Source organism: Micromonospora sp. NPDC005254 (assembly GCF_042872525.1).
GTDB lineage: Bacteria > Actinomycetota > Actinomycetes > Mycobacteriales > Micromonosporaceae > Micromonospora.
In genome coordinates this window covers 24,696-46,954 of sequence record NZ_JBIAKM010000014.1, presented here as the reverse complement: position 1 = coordinate 46,954, position 22,259 = coordinate 24,696, and the positions used below count along the sequence as shown (strand labels likewise).

The following is a 22,259-nucleotide window of genomic DNA, read 5'->3' as shown; positions in this document are numbered from 1 at the left end:
GGTCAGGACCCCGCCTTTCGCATGGCCCGTCGGGCGTAGACGGCGACCGCGGCGATGATGATCACGCCGCGGATCACCTGCTTGAAGAACGCGTCGACCTCGAGTTGGTTGAACACCGCGTCGATGCTGGCGAGCAGCAGCACGCCGCCGACCGTGCCGAGGACTCCCCCGCGCCCGCCCGCGAGGGCGGTGCCGCCGAGGACCACCGCGGCGATCGACTCCAGGTCGTACAGCCCCTCGGTGCCCACCCGTGGGGCGCCGGAGCCGAGTCGGCTGGCCAGGTAGACGCCGGCCAGGCCAGCGCAGAGGGAGCACAGCACGTGGGCGGTGATGAGGACCCGGTCGTTGCGGACGCCGGAGAGCCGGGCGACCTCCGGATCGCCGCCGACGGCGACGAGGTGATGGCCGAAGCGGGTACGCGCCAGCGCGAACCAGGCCACCGCGGTCACGGCGAGCAGCAGCAGGAAGGACACCGGGACCGGCCCGATCCGCTGGTACCCGAGAGTCCGCACGAGAGCCGGGGCGCTCTCGCCGGCCGGGCCGTCGTAACCGTTGTCGAGATAGCCCTTGAGCAGCAACCCGACGCCGAGGGTCGCGATGAACGCGTTGATCCGCAGCTTGGTGACGAGCACACCGTTGAGCAGCCCGACGGCGGCGCTGACCGCGAGCGCCAGCCCGATCGCCGGGAGCAACGCGCCGTCGCTGCCGTTCATCGCCTCGGCCGCCACGAGGGTGCTCAGGCTGATCACGAACGCCACCGAGAGGTCGAGCGAACCGCCGAGGATGACCAGGGTCTGCCCGACGGCGACGAGCCCGAGGCCGGCCGCGACGTGCAGCAGACTCACCGTCGTCGACTGGTTGAAGAGCTGGCCGCCGTCGAGCATGACGACCAGCCAGCCGATGACCAGGGTGAGGGCCAGGGCCACGAACACGCCCGGCACGGCACGTCGAGCCGGACGAAGCGACAGGGCGGTCACAGAGCGATCTCCATTCGCGACTGCGGGGCTCGCAAAGCCGGCTCACTCCTCGCGCTCATCGGGCCGTCTCCATTCGCGACTGCGGGGCTCGCACACCCGGCTCACTCCTCGCGCTCACGCGGCGGCCTCCCGGACGGCGCCGACCGCGAGGGCGACGACGTCCTCCTCGGTCGCGCCGGCGGGCAGCTCGCCCGCGATCCGGCCGTCCCGCAGGACGACGATCCGGTCGCTCATGCCGAGCAGCTCCGGTAACTCCGACGAGATCATCAGAACCGCCGCGCCGCCAGTCGCGAGGCGGCGGACGAGATCGTGGATGGCCGACTTCGCGCCCACGTCGATGCCCCGGGTCGGCTCGTCGAAGAGCAGGATCCGTGGTGTCAACGCGAGCCATCGGGCCAGGACGACCTTCTGCTGGTTGCCGCCGGAGAGGAAGCGGATCTCCTGGTCGTCACCGGCGGCACGGACCTCCACGGCGTCGAGCAGCTCACGCACGCGTGCGGTCCGGGCGGCGCGACCGGACCTCGCGGCGAACACGGCCCGGCTGGCGAGCAGCGCGTTGTCCAGCACCGACTGCCGGGCCACGATGCCCTCACCCTTGCGGTCCTCGGTGACGTACGCGATGCCCGCCCGCATCGCGGCACGCGGCGAGCGCAGCCGCACCGGCTCGCCGTCCAGCTCGACGTCGCCGGTCGTGAACGGGGCCACCCCGAAGAGCGCACGGGCCAGCGCCGATCGTCCGGAACCCTGCAGACCGCCGACGCCGAGCACCTCGCCGGCGCGCAACTCGAGGTCCACCCCCCGCAGCTTCCGGTTGCCCCCGCCGCGGACGGTGAGTCGCACCGGCCCGCGGTCGCCGGTGTCGGCCCGCGGCGGGTAGTAGCTGGACAGCTCGCGGCCGACCATGTGTCGCACCAGCTCGTCCGTGTTGGTCCGCTCGGTGTCCACGGTGGTCACCCGGCGGCCGTCCTTGAGGACCGTGATCCGGCTGGACAGGTCGAAGACCTCGGTGAGCCGGTGCGAGACGTACAGCAGGCCGATGCCGCGTTCCTGGAGCCGGCGGACCAGCCCGTAGAGCAGCTCGACCTCCTGGTCTGCCAACGCCGCGGTCGGCTCGTCCATGATGAGCAGCCGCGCGTCCAGGGCGAGCGCCTTGGCGATCTCGACGACCTGTTGCTGGGCGACGCCGAGCCGCCCCACCCGGGAGTCGGCTGGCAGCGCGGTCTCCCCGATCGAGGTGAGCAGGCGCCGGGTGCGGTCGAGCATCTCGCGGCGGTCGACCAGCCCGCGCCGGACCGGCTCGTGGCCCAGATAGACGTTCTCCGCGACGGTGCGCTCGGGCAGGAGGTTGAACTCCTGGTGGATGATGCCGACGCCGGCCCGCTGCGCGTCGCGGGGGCCGTGGAACGCGCGCGGTTGGCCGGCGAACTCGACGGTGCCCTCGTCCGGGGCGTACGCACCAGAAATGATCTTCATGAGCGTCGACTTTCCGGCGCCGTTCTCACCGACGACCGCATGCACCTCGCCCGGCGCCACGTCAAGGTCGACACCGTCGAGGACGCGCACGCCGAGGAAGGACTTGCCGATGCCCCGCAGGGCCAGCAGCGGTGCCGGTGGTGGGTCTGACATCCCGATAGCCCTTACAGATAGTAGTCATCGACGAGGTCGGCACAGCGGCCGGTAGGCCGTTCGATGCGCTGAGCGACGCACTTTCGCAGGCTGCTGCAGAACTTGCGTTTTTATGGTGCAAACATTTCCTTGACATCGAGGAAACATCACACGTATGAAGATAGATGTTTGGATGCGGGTCCGCAATCCTCGATCTGCGGCGACTGCCAGGCCCGGCACTCGATCGGCTCGACTGCCGGCTCAGGCGGCTCAGACCCGACCACTCCTACTCGGAGGTAACATCAGACGCTCGACGTTACATTGACACCCATCAGTGGATAGCCCATCCTGACCTCGCAGACCAGGGACGCACACACAGCCCACGTCACGCTGTGTGACGTCCTGCGGGGCTGACTGCCGTTTCGGCGGACGGCACGACGACCGCGACCAGCACATTCGTGGCCCACGCGCGCCCAGGCACAACCTGACGCGCGCCGGACCCGTGCGCGCAAACGGAGTTGCCCGCCCAGACCTAGGAGACGGCATGCGTCGCCCCACAATGATCATAGGAATGATCGTCGGCCTGTTACTGGCCCTCGGCCTGGCCCCGCCGGCGTCGGCCGCCCCGGCCTTCCGCGCCCTGTTGTTCACCAAGACCGTCGGCTACCGGCACGACTCGATCCCGGCCGGAATCTCCATGTTTCAGCAGCAGGCGGCCGCGAACAACTTCGAGCTGGTGGCGACCGAGGACGCGAGTGTCTTCACGCCCGCCAACCTCGCCACCTTCGACGTCATCATCATGTTCCAGACCTCCGGCATGGTCTGGACCTCGGCAGCCCAGCGCCAGGCCGTGGAGGGTTACCTGGCCAGCGGCAAGGGCATCGTGGGCATCCACAACGCCCTGGACATGGGCATCGAGGGTGAGTACCCCTGGTGGGACCAGACCCTCAACGGCGGCGCCCACATGCCCGAGCACTCCCCCGGCGTGCTCCCCGGCACCGCCATCGTCGCCGACAAGCAGCACCCGTCGACGGTCGGCCTGCCGGACCGCTGGAACCGCAGCGAGGAGTGGTACAACTTCGACTCCAACCCGCGTGGCAACGTGCACGTCCTGGTGACCGCCGACGAGCGCACGTACAACCCGGGCTCCCGGGCCATGGGCCCGGACCACCCGATCTCGTGGTGTCGCAACGCCGGTGGCGGCCGGGTGTGGGCCACCGCGATGGGCCACGCGATCGAGTCGTACAGCGAGACGAACTTCCGCAACCACGTCCTCGGTGGCGTCAAGTGGGCCGCCGGCAACCAGCCCGGGGACTGCGGCGGCACCGTCTGGAGCAACTTCGAGAAGCGCACCCTGGACGACAACACCGCCGACCCGATGGCGCTGGCGGTGCTGCCCGACGGCCGCGTGCTCTACGTCCAGCGCGGCGGACAGGTCAAGCTCTTCAAGCCGAGCACGAACAGCACCGTCACCGCCGCCACGCTGAGCGTCTACACCGGCGGTGAGGACGGCCTCACCGGCGTCGCGCTGGATCCGGCATTCGCCAGCAACGGGTACGTGTACGTCTACCATTCGCCGGCGAGCAGCACGACCGACGTCAACCGGGTCTCCCGCTACACGCTCACCGGTGACACCCTGAACCTGGCCAGCGAGGCCCGGATCATCGACATCCCGGCGACCCGCGACCGGACCTTCGCCGAGCCCGGCCACACGGGCGGCTACATCGAGTTCGGCCCGGACGGCAACCTCTACATCGGCACCGGCGACGACACCCCGCCCAACCTCGACCCCAACTGGCAGGGCTACGCCCCGCTGGACTGGCGGTCGGGCAAGGCCAACCTGGACGCCGCCCGATCCGCCGGCAACACCAACGACCTGCGCGGCAAGCTGCTGCGCATCCGGCCGTCGGCCAGCGGTGGCTACACCATCCCGACGGGCAACCTCTACCCCCAGGGCACGGCGCAGACCCGACCCGAGGTCTACGCCATGGGCTTCCGCAACCCGTTCCGCTTCTCGATCGACCCGTCCACCGGCTGGGTCTACCTGGCGGACTACGGCCCCGACCGCAACCCTCCGACGACCAACCGGGGCCCCGAAGGGCTCGTCGAGCTCAACGTGATCAAGGCCGCCGGCAACTACGGCTGGCCCTTCTGCCACGGCGACAACCAGCCGTACGCGCCGTTCAACCCGGACACCGGCGTCGTCGGGTCGAAGTTCAACTGCAACGCCCCGGTCAACAACTCGCCCAACAACACCGGCCTGGTCAACCTCAAGCCGATCGTCGCGCCCAACATGTGGTACGGCTACCCCGCCTCGACGACCTTCCCGGAGCTGGGCTCCGGCGGGTCGGCGCCGATGGGTGGGCCGGTCTACCGCTACAACGCGGCGAACCCCTCGGCGACGAAGTTCCCGGCCTACTACGACGGCGTGCACTTCTTCTACGAGTGGTCGCGCAACTACATCAAGGAGACGCACTTCGACTCGTCGACGGCGGTCACCCGGACCAACTCGTTCATGCCCGGCGGCAACTTCAACAAGCCGATGGACATGGAGTTCGGCCCGGACGGCTCGCTGTACCTGCTGGAGTGGGGCTCCAACTTCGGCGGCGGCAACAACGACTCCGGGCTCTACCGCATCGACTACATCCAGGGTGGACGCTCACCGATCGCGAAGGCCGTCGGCACGCCCACCAGCGGTAGCGCCCCGCTGACCGTCCAGTTCAGCAGCGCCGGCACGGCGGACCCGGACGCCGGTAACACCCTCAGCTACCAGTGGACCTTCGGTGACGGCGGCACGTCCACGGCAGCCAACCCGGCACACACCTACACCACCAACGGCAACTACACCGCGCAGCTGAAGGTCACCGACAACACCGGCAAGACCGGCTTCGCCAATGTGCAGATCACCGTCGGCAACACCGCCCCGGTCGTCACCATCACGGTGCCGCCCAACGGCGGCATGCTGAACTTCGGCGACAAGGTCTCGTACACGGTCAGTGTCTCCGACCCCGGCGGCGCGGCCATCGACTGCACCAAGGTGTTCGTCAACCCGGCACTCGGTCACGACGACCACGCGCACGAGACCACCGAGTACCCGGGCTGTTCGGGCACCATCTCCACCGACCTGCTCGGTGGGCACCCCGAGGGCGCGAACCTGTACTACGTGCTCAACGCCCGCTACACCGACAACGGTGGCTCGGGTGGCGCGGCGCCGCTGACCGGCTACGCGCAGGCGATCCTGCAACCCAAGCACAAGCAGGCCGAGTACTTCAGCAGCCAGTCCGGCGTGCGGATCGTCGACCAGGCCGCCGCGGAGAGCGGCAAGCGCGTCGGTGACATCTCCAACAACGACTGGGTGGCGTTCAACCCGATGAGCCTGTCGGGCATCAGCACCGTCAGCTACCGGCTCTCGTCACCGAGCGGTGGGGGTTCCATCGAGCTGCGGGCCGACTCGCCGACCGGCACGCTGCTGGCCACCACGACGGTGCCCAGCACCGGCGGCTGGGACAACTACCAGTCCACGCCGGCGGTGAGCGTCGCGGCCCTGTCCGGGACGCACACGCTCTACATGGTGTTCAAGGGCAGCTCGTCCAACTGGTTCGACCTCGACGCGTTCACCTTCGGTGGCAACGGCGTGGGGGTCCCCGGCACCGACGGCGGAGGGATCGCCGGCCGCACCTGGACCCTCACGGCGCAGCACAGCGGCAAGCTGATGGACGTCAGTGGCAACTCCACCGCCGACGGCGCCCAGGTCGTGCAGTGGGCGGCCACCGGCGGTAACAACCAGAAGTGGCAGGCGGTGGACGCTGGTGGCGGCGCCGTCTACCTCAAGGCGGTGCACAGCGGCAAGTGCCTGGACGTCACCGGCGGGTCCACCGCACAGGGCGCCTTCCTGCAACACAGCACCTGCACCAACGCCAACCAGCAGAAGTTCACCGTGACGGCGACCGGCACCGCCGGGATCTACACGGTCAAGAGCGCGCTGAGCGGGCTCTGCCTGGACGTCAACGGCGCCTCGACGGCCGACGGGGCCCGGCTGCTGCAGTGGGGCTGCCACAGCGCCACCAACCAGCAGTGGCGGTTCAGCGCGGTCTAACGACCGGACGGTAGGTAGCTGCGACAGGGCGCCGGCCACCCGATCCTCGGATCGGGTGGCCGGCGCACCGCGTTCAACTGTGGGTCGTCACCCGCCGAGCAGCCCGGCGTCGCGCAGCGCCGCCCAGAGCTGCTCCGGCACGTCCGCGTCCGACCGGCGCAGGGTCTCGGTCACCTGGGCTGCGTCGCGCAGGCCGACCACGGTCGAGACCACGGCCGGATGCCGGCGGACGAACGCCAACGCCGCCTGCGGCAGGGTGACGCCGTACGCCTGACAGACCGCCGCGATCCGCCGCGCCCGCTCGATCAGCTCCGGCGGCGCCTGCTGATAGTTGTAGACCGCGTCGGCCGGTGGCTGGTCGCGGGCCAGCAGCCCCGAGTTGTAGACCCCGGCGATGACCACGCCGACCCCACGGGCCTGCGCGGCGGGCAGCAGGTCGTCGAGCGCGCCCTGTTCGAGAAGGGTGTACCGGCCGGCGCACATGACCACGTCGATGTCGGTCTCCGCGACGAACCGGGCCAGCATCGCCGACTGGTTCATGCCGGCCCCGATCGCGCCGATGACGCCCTGGTCGCGCAGCTCCACCAGCGCGGGTACCGCCTCGGACGCGGCCTGCTCCCAGTGCTCGTCCGGGTCGTGCAGGTACACCACGTCCACGCGGTCCAGGCCGGTGCGTTCCAGGCTGGCCTCCAACGACCGGCGTACGCCGTCGCGGCTGAAGTCCCAGACCCGCCGCAGGTCGGCCGGCACGTCGAAGCCCTGCGAATCACGCTCCCCCGCGGTCTCCGGCGAGGGTACGAGCAGCCGCCCGACCTTCGTCGAGACCACGTACTCGTCGCGCGGCCGGGACCGCAGCGCGGCGCCCAGCCGCCGTTCGGACAGGCCGAGGCCGTAGTGCGGCGCGGTGTCGAAGTACCGGATGCCGGCGGCCCAGGCGGTGTCGACGGCCGCGGCGAACTCGTCGTCGGACGTCGCCCGGAACAGGTTGCCGCCCTGCGCCGCGCCGAAGCCCAGCGTGGTGAGGCGGATCGCCGGCCGGCGGGGCAGCGCTCGGTCCGTCATGACGCCTCCAGCCGGTACGCGCGGTGGGCGGTCTCCCGCCAGATCGCCGCCTGCTCCTCGTCACCGAGTGGTGCCACCAGGTCGGCGAGCACGGCGACCCACCGGGTGTAGGAGCTGGCGAGCAGGCACACCGGCCAGTCCGAGCCGAACATGAGCCGGGCCGGTCCGAACGCGTCGAGCGCGTGGTCGACGGCGGGCCGCAGGTCGTCGGCCGTCCAGGATGATCCGTCCACCTCGGTCACCAGACCGGAGAGCTTCGCGGTGACGTTCGGTTGGGCGGCGAGCGCCCGCAGGTTGGCCGGCCAGTCGCCGAGGCTCCCCGTGCCGAGCGCCGGTTTGGCGAGGTGGTCCAGGACGAACGACACCTCGGGCAGGTCGCGGACGAGCCGGGTGGCCGCCGGCAGTTGGTGGTCGCGGACCAGCAGATCGTAGGCGAGACCGGCCGCGCCGACCGCCGCGATGCCCCGCCGGACGTCGTGTCGGTCGAGGTACGCCGGGTCGGGTTCGGACTGGACCAGGTGCCGGATGCCGACCAACCGCTCTCCGCCGCGTGCCGTGCGGAGCCGGTCGAGGCGCTCGTCGATGTCGTCGGCGGTGAGGTTGACCCAGCCGACGACCCCGCTGATGAGCGGGTCGTCGGCCGCGATGCCCAGCAGGTGCTCCGTCTCCGTCACGGAGGCGATGGACTGCACGACGACGGTCTCGGTGACGCCCGCGGCCCGCGCCGCCGGGGCGAGATCCGCCGGGGTGAAGTCGTTGTCGATCGCCGCCATCGTGTCCGGGTCGATCCAGGGCTGCGGGTGTCGCGCACGGACCCAGAGGTGGTGGTGCGCGTCGACGATGCCGGGGCGGCCGGCCGGCGAGGTCTGCTGCGTCATCGGCCCAACCACCCGCCGTCGACGGGCAGGACGGTGCCGTGCACGTAGTCCGAGGCCGCGGCGGCCAGGAACACGGTGGCGCCGGCCAGGTCGTCGGCGCGTCCCCACCGGCCGGCCGGGATCCGGCCCACGATCGCGTCGTTGCGCGCGGGGTCGTCGCGGAGCGCCTGGGTGTTGTCGGTAGCGATGTAGCCGGGCGCGATCGCGTTGACGTTCACCCCTCGGCCCGCCCACTCGTTGGACAGGGCTCTGGTCAGCCCGGCGAGGCCGGACTTCGCCGCGGTGTAGCTCGCGACGTTGATGCCGCCCTGGAAGCTCAGCAGCGAGGCGGTAAAAATGATCTTTCCGCGGCCCCGGTCGACCATCCGCCGACCGATCTCCCGGCTCAACACGAACTGGCTGGACAGGTTCACCTGCAACACCCGGTCCCACATCTCGTCGGGGTGCTCGGCGGCCGGCGCTCGGGCGATCGTGCCGCCGTTGTTCACCAGGATGTCCACCGGCGCCACCGCCGCGGCCTCCTCGGCCAACCGGTACACCGCGGCCCGGTCGCCCAGGTCCGTCCGGATGCCGGTGAACCGGCGACCGGCCGCCTCGACCCGTTGCTGCACCGCACTGCCCTCGGACTCCAACTGCGCCGACACCCCGATGATGTCCGCGCCGGCCACCGCCAGGGCCTCCGCCATCGCCAGGCCGATCCCCCGCCGGGCGCCGGTCACCAACGCGGTACGTCCCGTCAGGTCGAACAGGGCGCTCATCGGCCCTCCTCCCGCCAGTCGAGCAGCACCTTCATGACGCCGCCGCCACCCTCCAGGGCCGTGAACGCGTCCGTGACACCGGCCACGGGCAGCACCCGGGAGATCAGCTCCCGGGCCGGGATGACGCCCGCCGCGACCAGCCGGATCGCCTCCACCACGTCCTCGCGCTGGTACAGCCGCGCGCCCAGCAGCTCCAGCTCGCGCCAGAAGAACCGGTGCAGGTTCACCGGACGCGGCTGCGGGTGGATCGCCACCATCACCAGCCGGCCCCGGGTGGTCAGCACATCCACGGCCGTGCCGACCCCGGCGGCGGAACCGGACACCTCGAACGCGACGTCCGCGCCCGCGCCCCCGGTCCGCTCGTTGACGAGCGCCACCACATCGGTCGGCCCCGGATCCACGGCCTCGATCCCGATCCCCGACGCGACCCCGCGCCGGAAGCCGTCCGGTTCGACGAGCAGGACCTGGGCCCCACGCGCCCGGGCGACGGCCGCGATGAGGACGCCCACCGGACCGCCGCCGACGACGACCACGTGCTCTCCGGACGCCACCTTCGCCCGTCCGACGTCGTGCACCGCCACCGCGACCGGCTCGACGAGCGCCGCGTGGTCCAGCGGCAGATCGTCGGGGAGTGGAAGCACCAACTCGGCCGGCACCGTCCACGACGACTGCATCGCGCCGGGCGAGTCGATGCCGAGGAAGTCCATCGCGTGGCAGATGTGCGAATTGCCGCGGCGGCACGCCGCACACTGCCCGCAGGCACGGGTCGGCATCACGGTGACGGGCTGCCCGACGGTCAGCCCGGTGACGCCGTCGCCCAGCGCGGCGACCCGGCCCGACATCTCGTGTCCAAGCACCGCCGACGCGCCCACCCGGGCGTCCATGTCGCCGTGGAAGATGTGCAGGTCCGTGCCGCAGATCCCGGTGTACGCCACCGCGATCCGCACCTGGCCGGGGCCCGGCGGTTCTGGGGCACGGTCTTCGATCCCGAGATCACGCGCACCCCGGTAGACAACTGCTTTCACTGCTGCTCCGTCTCCACGTCGTTGGTTCGTACGGGTGCGTATGCCAGGGGCGGCCAGATCCGCATCCGTCGTGTCGGCGCCATCGACACGGTAATCATCCGACCAATCCTGGTCCAGTGGTCGCTTGCGGGCGGGCCGGCTCAGTGCCGCAGGGGTGCCACGTCGTTCTGGGACCCGACGGCATCGGCGAGCAGGGCCTCGACCGGGACCGGCCCGACGGTGGGCATCTGCTCGGCCACCGACAACAGGCGCTTGCCGGCCCGCTCCGGTCGGACGTTCGGGCTGCCGGCGGCCGGGCTACCGGTCCGCTGTCCGGCCGCCGCGATCGCCGCCTCGTCGACCCGGATGCCCAGGCCCGGTGTGTCGCCGAGAATGAAGGCGCCGTCCTCGACGTGCAGGTCGAGGCCGATGCCCGCCGGCGGCCGCAGATCCTGTAGTTCGCTGACCAGGTGGTTCGGCACCGAGGTAGCGGCGTGCAGCAGCCCGACCGGGATGTTGCCGATGGGGCTGACCGGCAGGTCATGGGCATGCGCCAGGGCCGCCACCCGCAGGAAGTGGGTGACACCCCAGACGGCGGCCATCTGGACGATGTCGACCGCGCCCGCCCCGATCAGCGGGCGGTACTGCTCCAGCCCGGTGAGGTTCTCGCCGGTGGCGATCGACGCTCGGACGCCCCGGCCGACGGCGGCCAGACCCTCGGCGTCCCAGCGGCGGACCGGCTCCTCGATCCAGATCAGATCGAGGGTGCGTTCCAGCTCGGCCACGTGCCGGACGGCCTGCTTGCGCGACCACGCCTCGTTGACGTCGAGCATCAGACCGGGCCGCCGGCCGTGGCCCGCCTCGGTCAGCACCTCCCGCACCAGCGCGAGCCGGTGCCGGTCCCGCTCGATGTCGAGGCCGCCCTTGAGCTTCGCGGCACGCAGGCCGTACTCCGCGTAGACCTCGTACTCCGCGACCAGCTCGTCGTCGGTCAGACCGATGTCGAGGCCGGACGCGTAGGCCGGGACGCGTCGGTCCCGCCCGCCGAGCAGCCGCCAGAGCGGCTCACCGGCGAGCTGCGCCTTGATGTCCCACAGGGCCGTGTCCAGTGCGCCGATCGTCCCGAACACCAGCCCGCCGTGACCGGCCTTGAAGGTGTGCCGGAGCATCCGGTCGTACAGGCTGGTCACCGCGCGGGGATCTTCCCCCTCGATGGCCGGGAAGATCTTGTCGATCTCCACGTGCGGGCCCAGGCCGACGCCGCTGATCCCCCCGTCGGTCTCGACGATGGTGATCGGCACCGTCGTGACGCCGTCGGGGAACACGCCGTTGGCGTCGCCGACGGGCCGGCCCCACTCCTGGACCGTCGTCAGGGTTCGATACCCGGTGATGCGCATGTCAGCCTTTCGTGGAACCAGCGGAGACGCCGTCGGCGATCTGGCGCTGAAGGAACAGGTAGACCGCCAGGACGGGGATCGCGGCGATGAGCACCCCGGAGGCGAACGTCGGAATGTCCTCGGAGTACTGCCCCCGCAGCGAGGTCACCCCGACCATGAGGGTGCGGTGGTCGGCCGACGGCATCAGCAGCAGCGAGATGAGCACGTCGTTCCAGCAGAACAGCGTGTTGAGGATGCCGACCGAGAGCAGCGCCGGAGCGCCCAGCGGCAGCATGATCCGCCGGTAGACGCCGTACACGGTGTTGCCGTCGATCCGGGCCGCGTCGACGATCTCCGCCGGGATGGTCTTGTAGTAGCTGGTCATCAGGAAGACCGTGAAGGGCAGGAACTGCGCGACGTACGCGAGGATCAGCCCCGGGTACGTGTCGACGAGACCGCTGTCCGCCATGACCCGGGCCAGCGGCACCATGATCACCTGGAAGGGGATGAAGAGCGCCGCGAGGCAGCCGATGAACAGCGCCGTCGAGCCCCGGAAGCGCAGTTGGCTCAGCGCGAAGCCGGCCATCGACCCGAACAGCAGCAGCAGGAACACCGAGCAGGCCACCACGAGGACCGAGTTGGCGGCGTAGCGGCCCATGCCGACGCTGGTCCACGCGGTGGTGATGTTCTCGAAGCGCAGCGCGTCCGCCAGGGAGAACCGGTCGAGAATGTACTCCCGGCGGGTCTTCATGGCGACGTTCGCGGTGAACAGCAGCGGGTAGATCGTCGCGAGCGCGAGGAGCCCCATCGGGATCACGAGCAACCATCTGCCCAGTCGGACGCGGGACATCAGTCTTCCCTCCCCGCTCGTCGGAGCAGCTTGAGTTGCACCAGCCCGACGACGAGCATGATGACGAAGAGGACGGTGGACGCGGCCGACGCGAGCGCCGGCCGGTTCATCTGCCCCTGCTGGATCCAGATGTAGTACTCCGGCAGGTACGTCGAGCCCTCCGGGCCGCCACTGGTCATGACGTAGAGCAGGCCGAACATGGACGTCAGCATCCCGATCATCGTGGTCACGAAGACGAACTGGATGGTGCGGGAGAGGCTGGGGATGATCACGTGCCAGATGACCTGGGCCAGTGACGCGCCGTCCACCCGCGCGGCGTCCAGCAGCGCGGAGTCCAGGGTCGCGAAGCCCGCGAGGAACACGACCAGGGCCATGCCGAAGGTCGCCCACACGTGTACGCCGACGACCGCGAACATGGCGACGTCCGGATCACCGAGCCAGTCCACCGGCCCGATGCCCACCGAGGACAGGACAACGTTGACAGGACCGTCAAACGAGAGCAGCAGGTTGAAGATCGCGCCGACGATGACCGGAGACAGCACGGCCGGGAAGAAGTAGACGCTGCGGTAGAACCGGTGCCCCGGCACGCGCAGGTAGATGAACGTGGCGAGCAGGCCCGGGATGGCCACCGCCACCGGCAGGAGCAGCACCAGCAGCCCCACGTTGCGCAGCGCCTGTTGGAACAGCGGATCGTGGAGCAGGTCGACGTAGTTGTCGAAGCCGACCATCGCCCCGTCGCGGTCGCCGTCGCCGGTGAAGGAGAAGTTGACGCCGAGTAGCAGCGGCCACAGCCGCAGCAGCACGAGGATCAGGACGGCCGGGGCGACCAGCACGAAGGGCGCCAGTTGTTCGGCGCGACGGCCGCTGGCGGCGTGCCGGGAAACGGGGCGGCCACGAGACGGCGGCGCGGAGGGCGGGAACCCGCCGGCCCGCTCGGCCGAGGCCGAACGGACCGACGAGAGCGACTTACCGATCGACACGAGATCAGCCCGCCGTGTCCACGGCGGCCATCTGCTTCACGACCTCGTCGACACTGATCGACCCGCTGAGCAGCTGCTGGGAGAGCCTGCCCATCAGGTCGAGCGCCTTCGAGGAGAGCGCCACGTGCGGCGCCGGCTTGCCGGTCTTGAGCGCGCCGACGATCGTGGTGACGGCCGGCCCAGCCTGCGACACGTCGATGGTCGTGTCGGCCGTGATCGCGCCGGCGTTGGCGTAGAACGCCTTCAGGGCGTCGGTGGAGGTCAGCGAGCGCACCAGGTCGGCGGCCACCTTCGGGTCCTTGGTCCACTTGGCGACCGCGTAACCGATACCGCCGTCGTACGGCAGGCTCGGGGTCGCGCCACTGGTCACGGTCGGGGCCATCATGACGCCGAGCTTCTCCGGCGTGATGAACTCGTTGAAGTCCTTCCAGTGCCCGATGTCCGACATCAGACCGATGATGTGGGCGGCCTTACCGGACTGGAAGACGGCGAAGGCGTCGTTGAACATCGCGGTGGAGTTGGCCCCGTCGTTGTTCAGCTTCGCGGTGCCGGTCTCCTTCCACAGCTCGAAGATCCGCTTCACGTTCGGCGAGTTCCAGTCGCGCTTGCCGGCGATCCAGTTGTCGTACTCCTGCGGGGTGAGGACGCCCGACGCCAGGGCCGACAGGAAGAACTGGATGCCGATGCCCTCCTTGTTGCCGACGGCGAAGCACTTGGCGCCGGTGGCCTTGGTGATGGTGGCGCAGTTGGCGATGAACTCCGACCACGTCGTGGCCGGCTTCGCAGGGTCGAGGCCGGCCTTCTCGTAGAGCGTCTTGTTGTAGTAGATCGGATGACCCTGCAGCGTCACCGGAGCGGCGTAGGTCTTGCCGTCCTTGGCGAACGCCTCCCAACCGGCCAGCCGCTGCCGGTCCTCGCTCACGTACTCGTCGAGCGGCTGGAGCGAGTCCACCCGGTCGCGGATCTGGCCGCCACCGTTGAACAGGATGACGTCCGGCCCCTTGCCCGACTGGATGGCCGCGCCCAGCAGCGTGTAGTACTGATCGAACGGCTGGGCCACGAACTCGACCTTGACGTCCTTGTGCTTCTTGGCGAAGTCGGCCTTGGCCTTCTCCACGTACTGCGCGGAGCTGGCCTCGCCGGACTTCCAGTCCCAGACGACCAACTTCTTGTCCGAGCCTCCGGACGATGAACCCGAACCTGTCGCGCTTCCACAGCCAGTCAGGGCCAGCCCTGCAACGAGGACCGCGGACCACACTGCTCGTTGCTTCATCGTTGCTCACCTTCATATGGGGAGTGGCCGAGGGACCGGCCGTCGATGCAAGATTGACGAGAACGTAACTCGTATGACGTCTGACGTCAACGGTTGCCCGTACACTGGGGGCGGACTCGTGGGCCCGCTCCCGCGGCTACGCGGAGGTGAACGTGACGACATCGAACCAGTCGACCGTCAACGGCGCGGCGGCACCGACCTGGGCCCGTCGCCCGGCCAACCTGGCTCAGGCGATCACCGCCGAGCTGGTGACCCGGATCGTCCAGGGCGTTCACCCCTCGGGCACACCGCTGCCCCCCGAGCCGGTGCTCTGCGAGACCTTCTCGGTGAGCCGGACGGTCATCCGGGAAGCGGTGAAGATCCTGCAGGAGAAGGGGCTCGTGCAGGTCCGCCAGGGCAGCGGCACGCTGGTCACCCCGCCCTCGGCGTGGGACATGCTCGACGAACTCGTCCTCGCGGCGACCATCGTCGAGGACGACACCCTGGCGATCCTCGACGACCTGGTGGTCACCCGGCGGGTGCTGGAGTCCGACATGGCCAACGTGGCCGCGCGGCTCGCCGACGAGGAGACCGTCGACCGGCTGCGGGCCCTGGTGGACCGGATGGACGAGCTGGTGGACGACCACGTCACCTACCAGGAGCACGACCGCGCCTTCCACGACACGGTCATGCAGGCGTCGGGCAACCGCATCGCCCGGGGCGTCGTCCGGTCCCTGGAGAGCCAGGTCGTCAACACCGCGCGCTACATGGGCCAGCCGGAGCGGGCCATGTGCGTGGCGTCGAACCAGGGGCACCGGCGCATCTACGAGCGCATCGCCGCCCACGACCCCGACGGCGCCGCGCAGGCGATGTTCACGCACATCACCGAGGCGTGGCTCGTCCGGCGCAGCGGGCCGGGCAGCCCGACGCGGCTGCAGCGCTGACGACCCGGTCGCCGCAGCGCTGACGACCCGGTCGCCGGACGTTGGCGACCCCGGTCCGACCCGCCCGTGACGGCGGCGCGGAAATCCAGATTCATCCATCGCTTGAGAATGTTAGCGATAACAGACTACCCTCGGGCCGCAGAGGCGAAGGGCACGCTTCACCGCTCCACTCGATCCGTCGAGGTCGATGGAGTCGCGCATGACCAACGCCCGCTGGTGGGTGTCCGGGCCTCCCTCAGGGACGTTGACCACCGCCGTTGACAACGGCGGGACGCCGCGCGCGGGAGCCATGGTGGACCCCCGATCCCTCCTGCCGCTCTCGCGGCACGGCCACCACCGAGGTCCCGAAGCGACCCGCGACGACACGCGGCACCCGCCAGCGAGAGCGGCGAACCGTGCCCGCCCGTCGTGACCCATCCTGGAGGTACCGATGCACCCCACACCGCCACCACGGACGAAGAACCGGCTCCGGCGCGGCGTCGCCTGGCTCGTGAGCCTGCTGCTCATCTCGACGCTGACGCCGGCCACGGCCGCCCACGCGGACAACCCCATCGTCCAGCACATCTACACCGCCGACCCGGCTCCCCTGGTGCACAACGGACGGGTCTACCTCTACACCGGCCACGACGAGGACGGCTCCACGTACTTCACCATGAAGGACTGGCGGGTGTGGTCGTCGGCCGACATGGTCAACTGGACCGACCACGGCTCGCCCCTGAGCCTGAGCACCTTCAGCTGGGCGAGCGCGAACGCGTGGGCCGGCCAGGTCGTCGCCCGCAACGGCAAGTTCTACTGGTACGTGCCGGTGACCGCCCGGTCGACCAACTCGATGGCCATCGGCGTCGCGGTCGCCGACAGCCCCACCGGGCCGTTCCGGGACGCCATCGGCCGTCCTCTGGTGGGCAACGGCGAGATCGACCCCACCGTCTTCATCGACGACGACGGCCAGGCGTACCTGTACTGGGGCAACCCGAACCTGTGGTACGTCCGGCTGAACGCGGACATGATCTCCTACAGCGGCAGCGCCACCAAGATTCCGCTCACCACCGCCGGGTTCGGCACCCGGACGGGGAACGCGAGCCGGCCGACCCTCTACGAAGAGGGCCCGTGGGTCTACAAGCGCAACGGTATCTACTACAACGTGTTCGCGGCGGAGTGCTGCTCCGAGTTCATCGGTTACTCGACCGCGACCGGCCCGACCGGCCCCTGGACCTACCGCGGGACGGTCATGCCCCGCCAGGGCGCGAGCTTCACCAACCACCCGGGAGTCATCGACTTCAACGGCGGCTCGTACTTCTTCTACCACAACGGAGCGTTGCCCGGCGGCGGCGGCTACACCCGCTCGGTGGCCGTGGAGAAGTTCACCTACAACACCAACGGCACCATCCCGACGATCAACATGACCACGACGGGCGCACCCCAGATCGGCACCCTGAACCCGTACGGGCGGCAGGAGGCCGAGACCATCGCCTGGGGCTCCGGCATCGAGACCGAGCCGGCCAGCGAGGGCGGGATGAACGTCGGGTGGATCGAGAACGGGGACTACATCAAGGTCAAGGGCGTGGGCTTCGGTACGGGCGCGACGTCCTTCTCCGCCCGGGTCGCCTCGGCCACGTCCGGTGGCACGATCGAACTGCGCCTCGGTAGCCCCACCGGCACCCGGGTGGGCAGCTGCGCGGTGCCGGGCACCGGCGGGTGGCAGACCTGGCAGACCGTCTCCTGCCCGGTCAGCGGCGCGACCGGGACCCAGGACCTGTACCTGCGCTTCACCGGCGGCAGCGGCAACCTGTTCAACCTCAACTGGTGGCAGTTCCAGGCCGGCGGCACCACGACGCCCACCCCGACCCCCACCGCGACGCCGACGCCGACTCCGACGCCGACTCCGACCCCCACCCCGACGCCCACTCCCACGCCGACGCCGACGCCGACGGTCCCGGCTGGGCAGTCCTGCGCGGTGACCAACACCGTGGTCAACACGTGGCAGGGCGGATTCGAAGGACGGCTGACGGTCACCAACGCCGGGGCCTCGTCGCTCGCCGGGTGGCGGGTCACCTTCACCCTCCCCAGTGGGCAGACGGTGTCACAGGTCTGGAACGGCACCCTCACCCAGACGGGCAACCAGGTGACCGTCGCGAACGCCGCCTACAACGGGCAGCTCGCGCCGGGAACGTCAACCACCGCGGGCTACCTCAGCACGAGCGCCACCACCAGTCCGCCGACCATCACCCCGACCTGCTCCCCCGCCTGAGGGTCACTCCACCCCCAAGAACACCCCCACCCCATCCCCACCTCGCCCGCCGCCGACGTTGATCATGAATTTGGTGCCCCTGACACGCCGATAGGGGAGCAGCAACTTCCTGGTCGACGGGGTGGGGAGGGGGTGGGGTGGGGGTCCTAGAAGTCGTCGTCGAAGGCCACCGTCCCGGTCACCCCCACCTGGTACGCCGACACCCGCCGCTCGAAGAAGTTGGACAGCTCCTGGACGTCCTGCAACTCCATGAAGGCGAACGGGTTGGCGGACCCGTAGTGCGGGGCGATCCCGAGCTGGACGAGACGGCGGTCGGCGACGTGCTGGAGATACTCCCGCATGTCCGCCCGGGTGAGACCGGGCACGCCCTGACCCACCAGGTCCTCGGCGAACTGGACCTCGCACTCGACGGCCTCGGTGAGCATCTGGCGAACCTGGTCGGCGAGATCGTCGTCGAACAGGTCGGGCTCCTCGGCACGCACGGTGTCCACCACGTCGAACGCGAACGCCATGTGCATCGACTCGTCGCGGAAGACCCAGTTGGTGCCGGAGGCCAGGCCGTGCAGCAGGCCGCGGGAGCGCAGGAAGTAGACGTACGCGAACGCGCCGTAGAAGAACAATCCCTCGATGCAGGCGGCGAAGCAGATGAGGTTGAGCAGGAACGCGCGCCGGTCGTCCCGGGTCCGCAGCTCGCGCAACTCCCCCAGCGAGTCGATCCAGCGGAAGCAGAACTCGGCCTTGCGGCGGATCGAGGGGATGTTCTCGATGGCGGCGAAGGCGGCGAACCGCTCGGTCTCGTCGGGCACGTACGTGTCGAGCAGGTTGAGGTAGAACTGGACGTGCACGGCCTCCTCGAACAGCTGCCGCGACAGGTAGAGGCGGCCTTCCGGGCTGTTGACGTGCTGGTACAGGTTGAGCACGAGGTTGTTGGCGACGATCGTGTCGCCGGTGGCGAAGAACGCGACGAGGCGGCTGACCAGGTGCCGCTCGGCCGGCGACAGCCTGTCCAGATCGGCGAGGTCGGCGTGCAGGTCGACCTCCTCGACCGTCCAGGTGTTGCGGATGGCGGCGCGGAACCGGTCGAAGAAGTGCGGGTAGCGCATCGGGCGGAGAGTGAGATCCATCCCGGGGTCGAGCAGCATGTGCGTGGTCCTCGCGTCGGCGGCGGTGTCGGAGACGGTCACTGGCACGCCTCGCACGACTCGGGGTTCTCCAGCGAGCAGGCCAGCGCCTCGGCGTCACTCGTCGACGGCGTGACGAGGGCGACGGCGGCGGGCGTGACGGTGGCCTGCTGGATGCGCGTGGCGGGACGGGAGCGCAGGTAGTAGGTGGTCTTCAGCCCGGTCTTCCAGGCGTACAGGTACATCGAGGAGAGCTTGCCGATGGTGGGCGAGGCCAGGAACAGGTTCAGCGACTGGGACTGGTCGATGAACGGGGCGCGGGCGGCGGCCAGGTCGATCAGCGCCCGCTGCGGCAGCTCCCACGCGGTGCGGAACAGCTCCCGCACGTCGGCCGGGAGTTCCACGACGTCCTGCACCGACCCCTCCGCGCGCCGGATCGCCGACCGGATCTGCTCGGTCCACAGGCCACGCGCCTTCAGCTCGCGGACCAGGGCCGTGTTGACCTGGAGGAACTCCCCGGACAGGGTCTCGCGCTTGAACAGGTTCGAGACCTGCGGCTCGATGCACTCGTAACACCCGGCGATCGAGGCGATGGTCGCGGTCGGCGCGACAGCCACCAGCAGCGAGTTGCGCAGCCCGTACTCCCCGACCCGCTTGCGCAGCGCGGCCCAGCGCGCGGTCTGCGTACCCTCGACACCCCACAGGTCGGGTTGGAGCTGGCCCCGCGCGGCCCGGGTCTGGGCGTACGCCGGATGGGCGCCGAACTCACGCGCCAGGTCGGCGGAGGTCTCCAGCGCGGTCAGGTACAGCTCCTCGCTGATCCGGGTGGACAGCTTCCGCGCGGCCGGCGAGTCGAACGGCAGCCGCAGTGCGAAGAACACGTCCTGCAGGCCCATCAGCCCGAGCCCGACCGGCCGCCAACGGGGGTTGCTCGCCGCCGCCTGCGATGTCGGGTAGTAGTTGATGTCGATGACCCGGTCGAGGAACGTCACCGCGGTCCGGACCGTGGCGCGCAGTCGCGGCCAGTCGATGCCGCTCCCGGTCAGGTGGGCGGCGACGTTCACCGAGCCGAGGTTGCACACCGCGGTCTCGGCGTCGCTGGACACCTCGATGATCTCGGTGCACAGGTTGGACAGGTGCACCACGTTGCCCGGCTCGGCCGTCTGGTTGCACAGCCGGTTGGCCGCGTCCTTGAAGGTCATCCAGCCGTTGCCGGTCTGGGCCAGGGTGCGCATCATCTTCCCGTACAGCTCCCGCGCCGGCACCTGCCGCACGTAGCGGCCCTGCGCCTCGGCCGCCCGGTACGCGGCGTCGAAGCGCTCCCCCCACAGGTCGGGCAGCTCGGGAACCTCGTCCGGGTCGAACAGCGACCACACCTCGTCGGCCTCGACCCGGCGCATGAACTCGTCCGGGATCCAGTTGGCGAGGTTCAGGTTGTGGGTACGCCGGGCATCCTCGCCGGTGTTGTCCCGCAGTTGCAGGAACTCCTCGATGTCCGGATGCCACGGCTCCAGGTAGACGCAGGCCGCGCCCTTGCGCCGGCCGCCCTGGTTGACCGCGGCGACGCTCGCGTCGAGCGTACGCAGCCACGGCACGATCCCGTTGGACTGCCCGTTCGTGCCGCGGATCAGCGCGCCCCGGGACCGGACCCGGGAGTACGCGATGCCGATGCCACCGGCGAACTTGGACAGGTTCGCGACCTGGGCGTAGCGCTGGTAGATCGAGTCCAACTCGTCGCGCGGCGAGTCGACGAGGTAGCACGAGGACATCTGCGTGTGCCGGGTGCCGGAGTTGAACAGCGTGGGTGAGCTGGGCAGGTAGGCCAGGCTGGACATCAGCCGGTAGAAGTCGACCGCCTCGTCCGGCGTACGGGACAGGCCGCAGGCCACCCGCAGCAGCCAGTACTGCGGGCTCTCCAGCACCAGCCGGCTGGTGGGGTGGCGCAGCAGGTACCGGTCGTAGACCGTACGCAGCCCGAAGTACTCGAAGCGGCGGTCGCCGTCGGCGTCGACGGCGTCGTCGAGCGTGCTGCCATGCGCGGCGACGAACGCGGCGGTCTCGTCTCCGATCAGCCCCTGCGCGTGGCCGGTCCGGATCGCCGCGCTGAACGAGGTGACGCCCTGTCGGCGTACCTCCCGGTCGATGTGGCTGGCCAGCAGCCGGGCGGCGAGGCGCGAGTACTGCGGCTCCGTACCGATCATCTCGGCAGCGGTCTGGATGGTCAGCCGGTCCAGCTCGGCTGTCGTCGCGCCGTCGTACAGGCCGCTGATCGTGCGGGTCGCCACCCGCAGCGGGTCGACGTCGGGCAGGTCGTCGGCCCAGCGCTCGACCTCGGCGACGAGCCTGCGCACGTCCACCGGCTCGCTGGCGCCGCCGCGTTCGCGGACCTGCCCCGGCGTACGCCGCAGGGCCGTCTCGCCGCCGGCCGCGGCTACCTCGGTAACTGTCACCACTCACTCCTCGCGAGCTTGAGGACCTGATGGCCCTCGGCACGAGGAGACCGACACCGGCGGACGCCACGCCGGCGGCGCGGATCCGAAAGGCGTCGGCCGTCCCACGCGGCCTCGGACCACCGCCCACCCGGATGCGGGTACGCGGCGCGCTGGCAGGTCTTCGGACTCGCGGGCACGACCGGGGTTAACCCGGTCCCCTACTGGCCGTCGCTTCCCAGGCCAGGTGGCGGCCCAGTGCTGATGACGGCTGTCGTTCCCACTCACCGCTGCGGGGCAGTCCCGGAATTCCACCGGGTTCCCTCTTGCCTCGACCATCCTGGAATGTGTGGCCGAACCAGCTGCGGTCGACACCATATATAGGGGCGACTGGGTTTGTCACACCCCACATGTCGGGTCCGGGCGTGTCGCGGTCGCCGCTGACGGCCGTCGTCGATCCGTCGGCGACGGCAGACACGCGAGCATCCGGCGGGGTCGCGTTCGGACACCGCCGTCGGCTTGACCGACCGAACCGGCACCGATACGGTCGACCCACTATCTGCGGCGACGCGAGGGAAGCCGGTGAGAATCCGGCGCGGTCGCGCCACTGTGAGCGGTCCCCGACCCCGGGGGCCGCGAGCCAGGACGCTCGGTCGTCCGCAGCCTTGCGATGGGGACG

General features: G+C 70.2%; 15 protein-coding genes and 2 riboswitches. Of the genes, 3 read left to right on the top strand and 12 right to left on the bottom strand.

The genetic code is table 11. From position 1 onward, the window contains the following. Positions 1 to 2: 2 nt before the first annotated feature. Both ACFYPR_RS31155 and ACFYPR_RS31150 read right to left on the bottom strand, forming a co-directional pair. Positions 3 to 977, bottom strand: coding sequence for an ABC transporter permease (locus ACFYPR_RS31155; RefSeq protein ID WP_387264160.1), 975 nt, complete (start codon positions 975 to 977; stop codon positions 3 to 5). Between the two features lie 114 nt (positions 978 to 1,091). Continuing rightward, the gene (locus ACFYPR_RS31150) at positions 1,092 to 2,603 is read right to left on the bottom strand and encodes a sugar ABC transporter ATP-binding protein (protein WP_387264157.1); all 1,512 of its coding nucleotides are present in this window, start codon (positions 2,601 to 2,603) and stop codon (positions 1,092 to 1,094) included. Between the two features lie 523 nt (positions 2,604 to 3,126). Between ACFYPR_RS31150 and ACFYPR_RS31145 the strand changes: the two genes are divergently transcribed. Continuing rightward, a complete protein-coding gene (locus ACFYPR_RS31145; protein ID WP_387264154.1) occupies positions 3,127 to 6,678 on the top strand; it encodes a ThuA domain-containing protein in 3,552 nt (1,183 codons plus the stop codon). 87 nt (positions 6,679 to 6,765) lie between these two features. On the opposite strand, the gene ACFYPR_RS31140 is transcribed toward ACFYPR_RS31145, so the two are convergent. The 8 genes from ACFYPR_RS31140 to ACFYPR_RS31105 form a co-directional block, all read right to left on the bottom strand. Then, complete coding sequence (locus tag ACFYPR_RS31140; RefSeq protein ID WP_354859905.1) at positions 6,766 to 7,740, bottom strand: aldo/keto reductase; 975 nt, start codon at positions 7,738 to 7,740, stop codon at positions 6,766 to 6,768. Further along, a complete protein-coding gene (locus ACFYPR_RS31135; RefSeq protein WP_355068738.1) occupies positions 7,737 to 8,618 on the bottom strand; it encodes an amidohydrolase family protein in 882 nt (293 codons plus the stop codon). The genes ACFYPR_RS31140 and ACFYPR_RS31135 overlap by 4 nt, the downstream gene beginning before the upstream one ends. Beyond that, complete coding sequence (locus ACFYPR_RS31130) at positions 8,615 to 9,376, bottom strand: SDR family NAD(P)-dependent oxidoreductase (RefSeq protein ID WP_355068740.1); 762 nt, start codon at positions 9,374 to 9,376, stop codon at positions 8,615 to 8,617. The genes ACFYPR_RS31135 and ACFYPR_RS31130 overlap by 4 nt, the downstream gene beginning before the upstream one ends. Next, positions 9,373 to 10,323: a zinc-binding dehydrogenase gene (locus ACFYPR_RS31125; RefSeq protein WP_387264230.1), complete on the bottom strand. Its 951-nt coding sequence runs from the start codon at positions 10,321 to 10,323 to the stop codon at positions 9,373 to 9,375. Before ACFYPR_RS31125 ends, ACFYPR_RS31130 begins: the two co-directional genes overlap by 4 nt. A 218-nt stretch (positions 10,324 to 10,541) precedes the next feature. Continuing rightward, entirely contained in the window at positions 10,542 to 11,777 is a 1,236-nt protein-coding gene (locus ACFYPR_RS31120; RefSeq protein ID WP_355136682.1) for a mandelate racemase/muconate lactonizing enzyme family protein, read from the bottom strand. A gap of 1 nt (position 11,778) precedes the next feature. Beyond that, positions 11,779 to 12,606, bottom strand: a complete 828-nt coding sequence (locus ACFYPR_RS31115; RefSeq protein ID WP_355136680.1) for a carbohydrate ABC transporter permease — start codon at positions 12,604 to 12,606, stop codon at positions 11,779 to 11,781. Then, positions 12,606 to 13,586 carry a carbohydrate ABC transporter permease gene (locus tag ACFYPR_RS31110; RefSeq protein ID WP_387264150.1) on the bottom strand — a complete coding sequence of 327 codons (981 nt, stop codon included), beginning with the start codon at positions 13,584 to 13,586 and terminating at the stop codon, positions 12,606 to 12,608. Before ACFYPR_RS31110 ends, ACFYPR_RS31115 begins: the two co-directional genes overlap by 1 nt. 4 nt (positions 13,587 to 13,590) lie before the next feature. Next, positions 13,591 to 14,751, bottom strand: a complete 1,161-nt coding sequence (locus tag ACFYPR_RS31105; protein WP_355068747.1) for an extracellular solute-binding protein — start codon at positions 14,749 to 14,751, stop codon at positions 13,591 to 13,593. 260 nt (positions 14,752 to 15,011) lie between these two features. Between ACFYPR_RS31105 and ACFYPR_RS31100 the strand changes: the two genes are divergently transcribed. Both ACFYPR_RS31100 and ACFYPR_RS31095 read left to right on the top strand, forming a co-directional pair. After that, positions 15,012 to 15,782, top strand: a complete 771-nt coding sequence (locus ACFYPR_RS31100) for a FadR/GntR family transcriptional regulator (RefSeq protein WP_387264147.1) — start codon at positions 15,012 to 15,014, stop codon at positions 15,780 to 15,782. 430 nt (positions 15,783 to 16,212) lie between these two features. Next, the gene (locus tag ACFYPR_RS31095) at positions 16,213 to 18,030 is read left to right on the top strand and encodes a family 43 glycosylhydrolase (protein ID WP_387264144.1); all 1,818 of its coding nucleotides are present in this window, start codon (positions 16,213 to 16,215) and stop codon (positions 18,028 to 18,030) included. 146 nt (positions 18,031 to 18,176) lie between these two features. Here ACFYPR_RS31095 and ACFYPR_RS31090 read toward each other — a convergent pair whose 3' ends face one another. Together ACFYPR_RS31090 and ACFYPR_RS31085 are read right to left on the bottom strand one after the other, a co-directional pair. Further along, positions 18,177 to 19,172 carry a ribonucleotide-diphosphate reductase subunit beta gene (locus ACFYPR_RS31090; RefSeq protein WP_354859910.1) on the bottom strand — a complete coding sequence of 332 codons (996 nt, stop codon included), beginning with the start codon at positions 19,170 to 19,172 and terminating at the stop codon, positions 18,177 to 18,179. Positions 19,173 to 19,210: 38 nt separating this feature from the next. Further along, positions 19,211 to 21,559, bottom strand: coding sequence for a ribonucleoside-diphosphate reductase subunit alpha (locus ACFYPR_RS31085; RefSeq protein WP_387264226.1), 2,349 nt, complete (start codon positions 21,557 to 21,559; stop codon positions 19,211 to 19,213). Positions 21,560 to 21,737: 178 nt separating this feature from the next. Beyond that, positions 21,738 to 21,958: riboswitch (cobalamin riboswitch) on the bottom strand. A gap of 196 nt (positions 21,959 to 22,154) precedes the next feature. Continuing rightward, positions 22,155 to 22,229: riboswitch (cobalamin riboswitch) on the top strand. Positions 22,230 to 22,259: the final 30 nt, after the last annotated feature.

What these genes read in the sequence shown, in the direction of transcription:
- ACFYPR_RS31150 (WP_387264157.1), bottom strand. Translation starts at nt 2,603, where the DNA reads ATGTCAGACCCACCACCGGCACCGCTGCTGGCCCTGCGGGGCATCGGC.
- ACFYPR_RS31145 (WP_387264154.1), top strand. Translation starts at nt 3,127, where the DNA reads ATGCGTCGCCCCACAATGATCATAGGAATGATCGTCGGCCTGTTACTG.
- ACFYPR_RS31140 (WP_354859905.1), bottom strand. Translation starts at nt 7,740, where the DNA reads ATGACGGACCGAGCGCTGCCCCGCCGGCCGGCGATCCGCCTCACCACG.
- ACFYPR_RS31135 (WP_355068738.1), bottom strand. Translation starts at nt 8,618, where the DNA reads ATGACGCAGCAGACCTCGCCGGCCGGCCGCCCCGGCATCGTCGACGCG.
- ACFYPR_RS31130 (WP_355068740.1), bottom strand. Translation starts at nt 9,376, where the DNA reads ATGAGCGCCCTGTTCGACCTGACGGGACGTACCGCGTTGGTGACCGGC.
- ACFYPR_RS31120 (WP_355136682.1), bottom strand. Translation starts at nt 11,777, where the DNA reads ATGCGCATCACCGGGTATCGAACCCTGACGACGGTCCAGGAGTGGGGC.
- ACFYPR_RS31115 (WP_355136680.1), bottom strand. Translation starts at nt 12,606, where the DNA reads ATGTCCCGCGTCCGACTGGGCAGATGGTTGCTCGTGATCCCGATGGGG.
- ACFYPR_RS31095 (WP_387264144.1), top strand. Translation starts at nt 16,213, where the DNA reads ATGCACCCCACACCGCCACCACGGACGAAGAACCGGCTCCGGCGCGGC.
- ACFYPR_RS31090 (WP_354859910.1), bottom strand. Translation starts at nt 19,172, where the DNA reads ATGCTGCTCGACCCCGGGATGGATCTCACTCTCCGCCCGATGCGCTAC.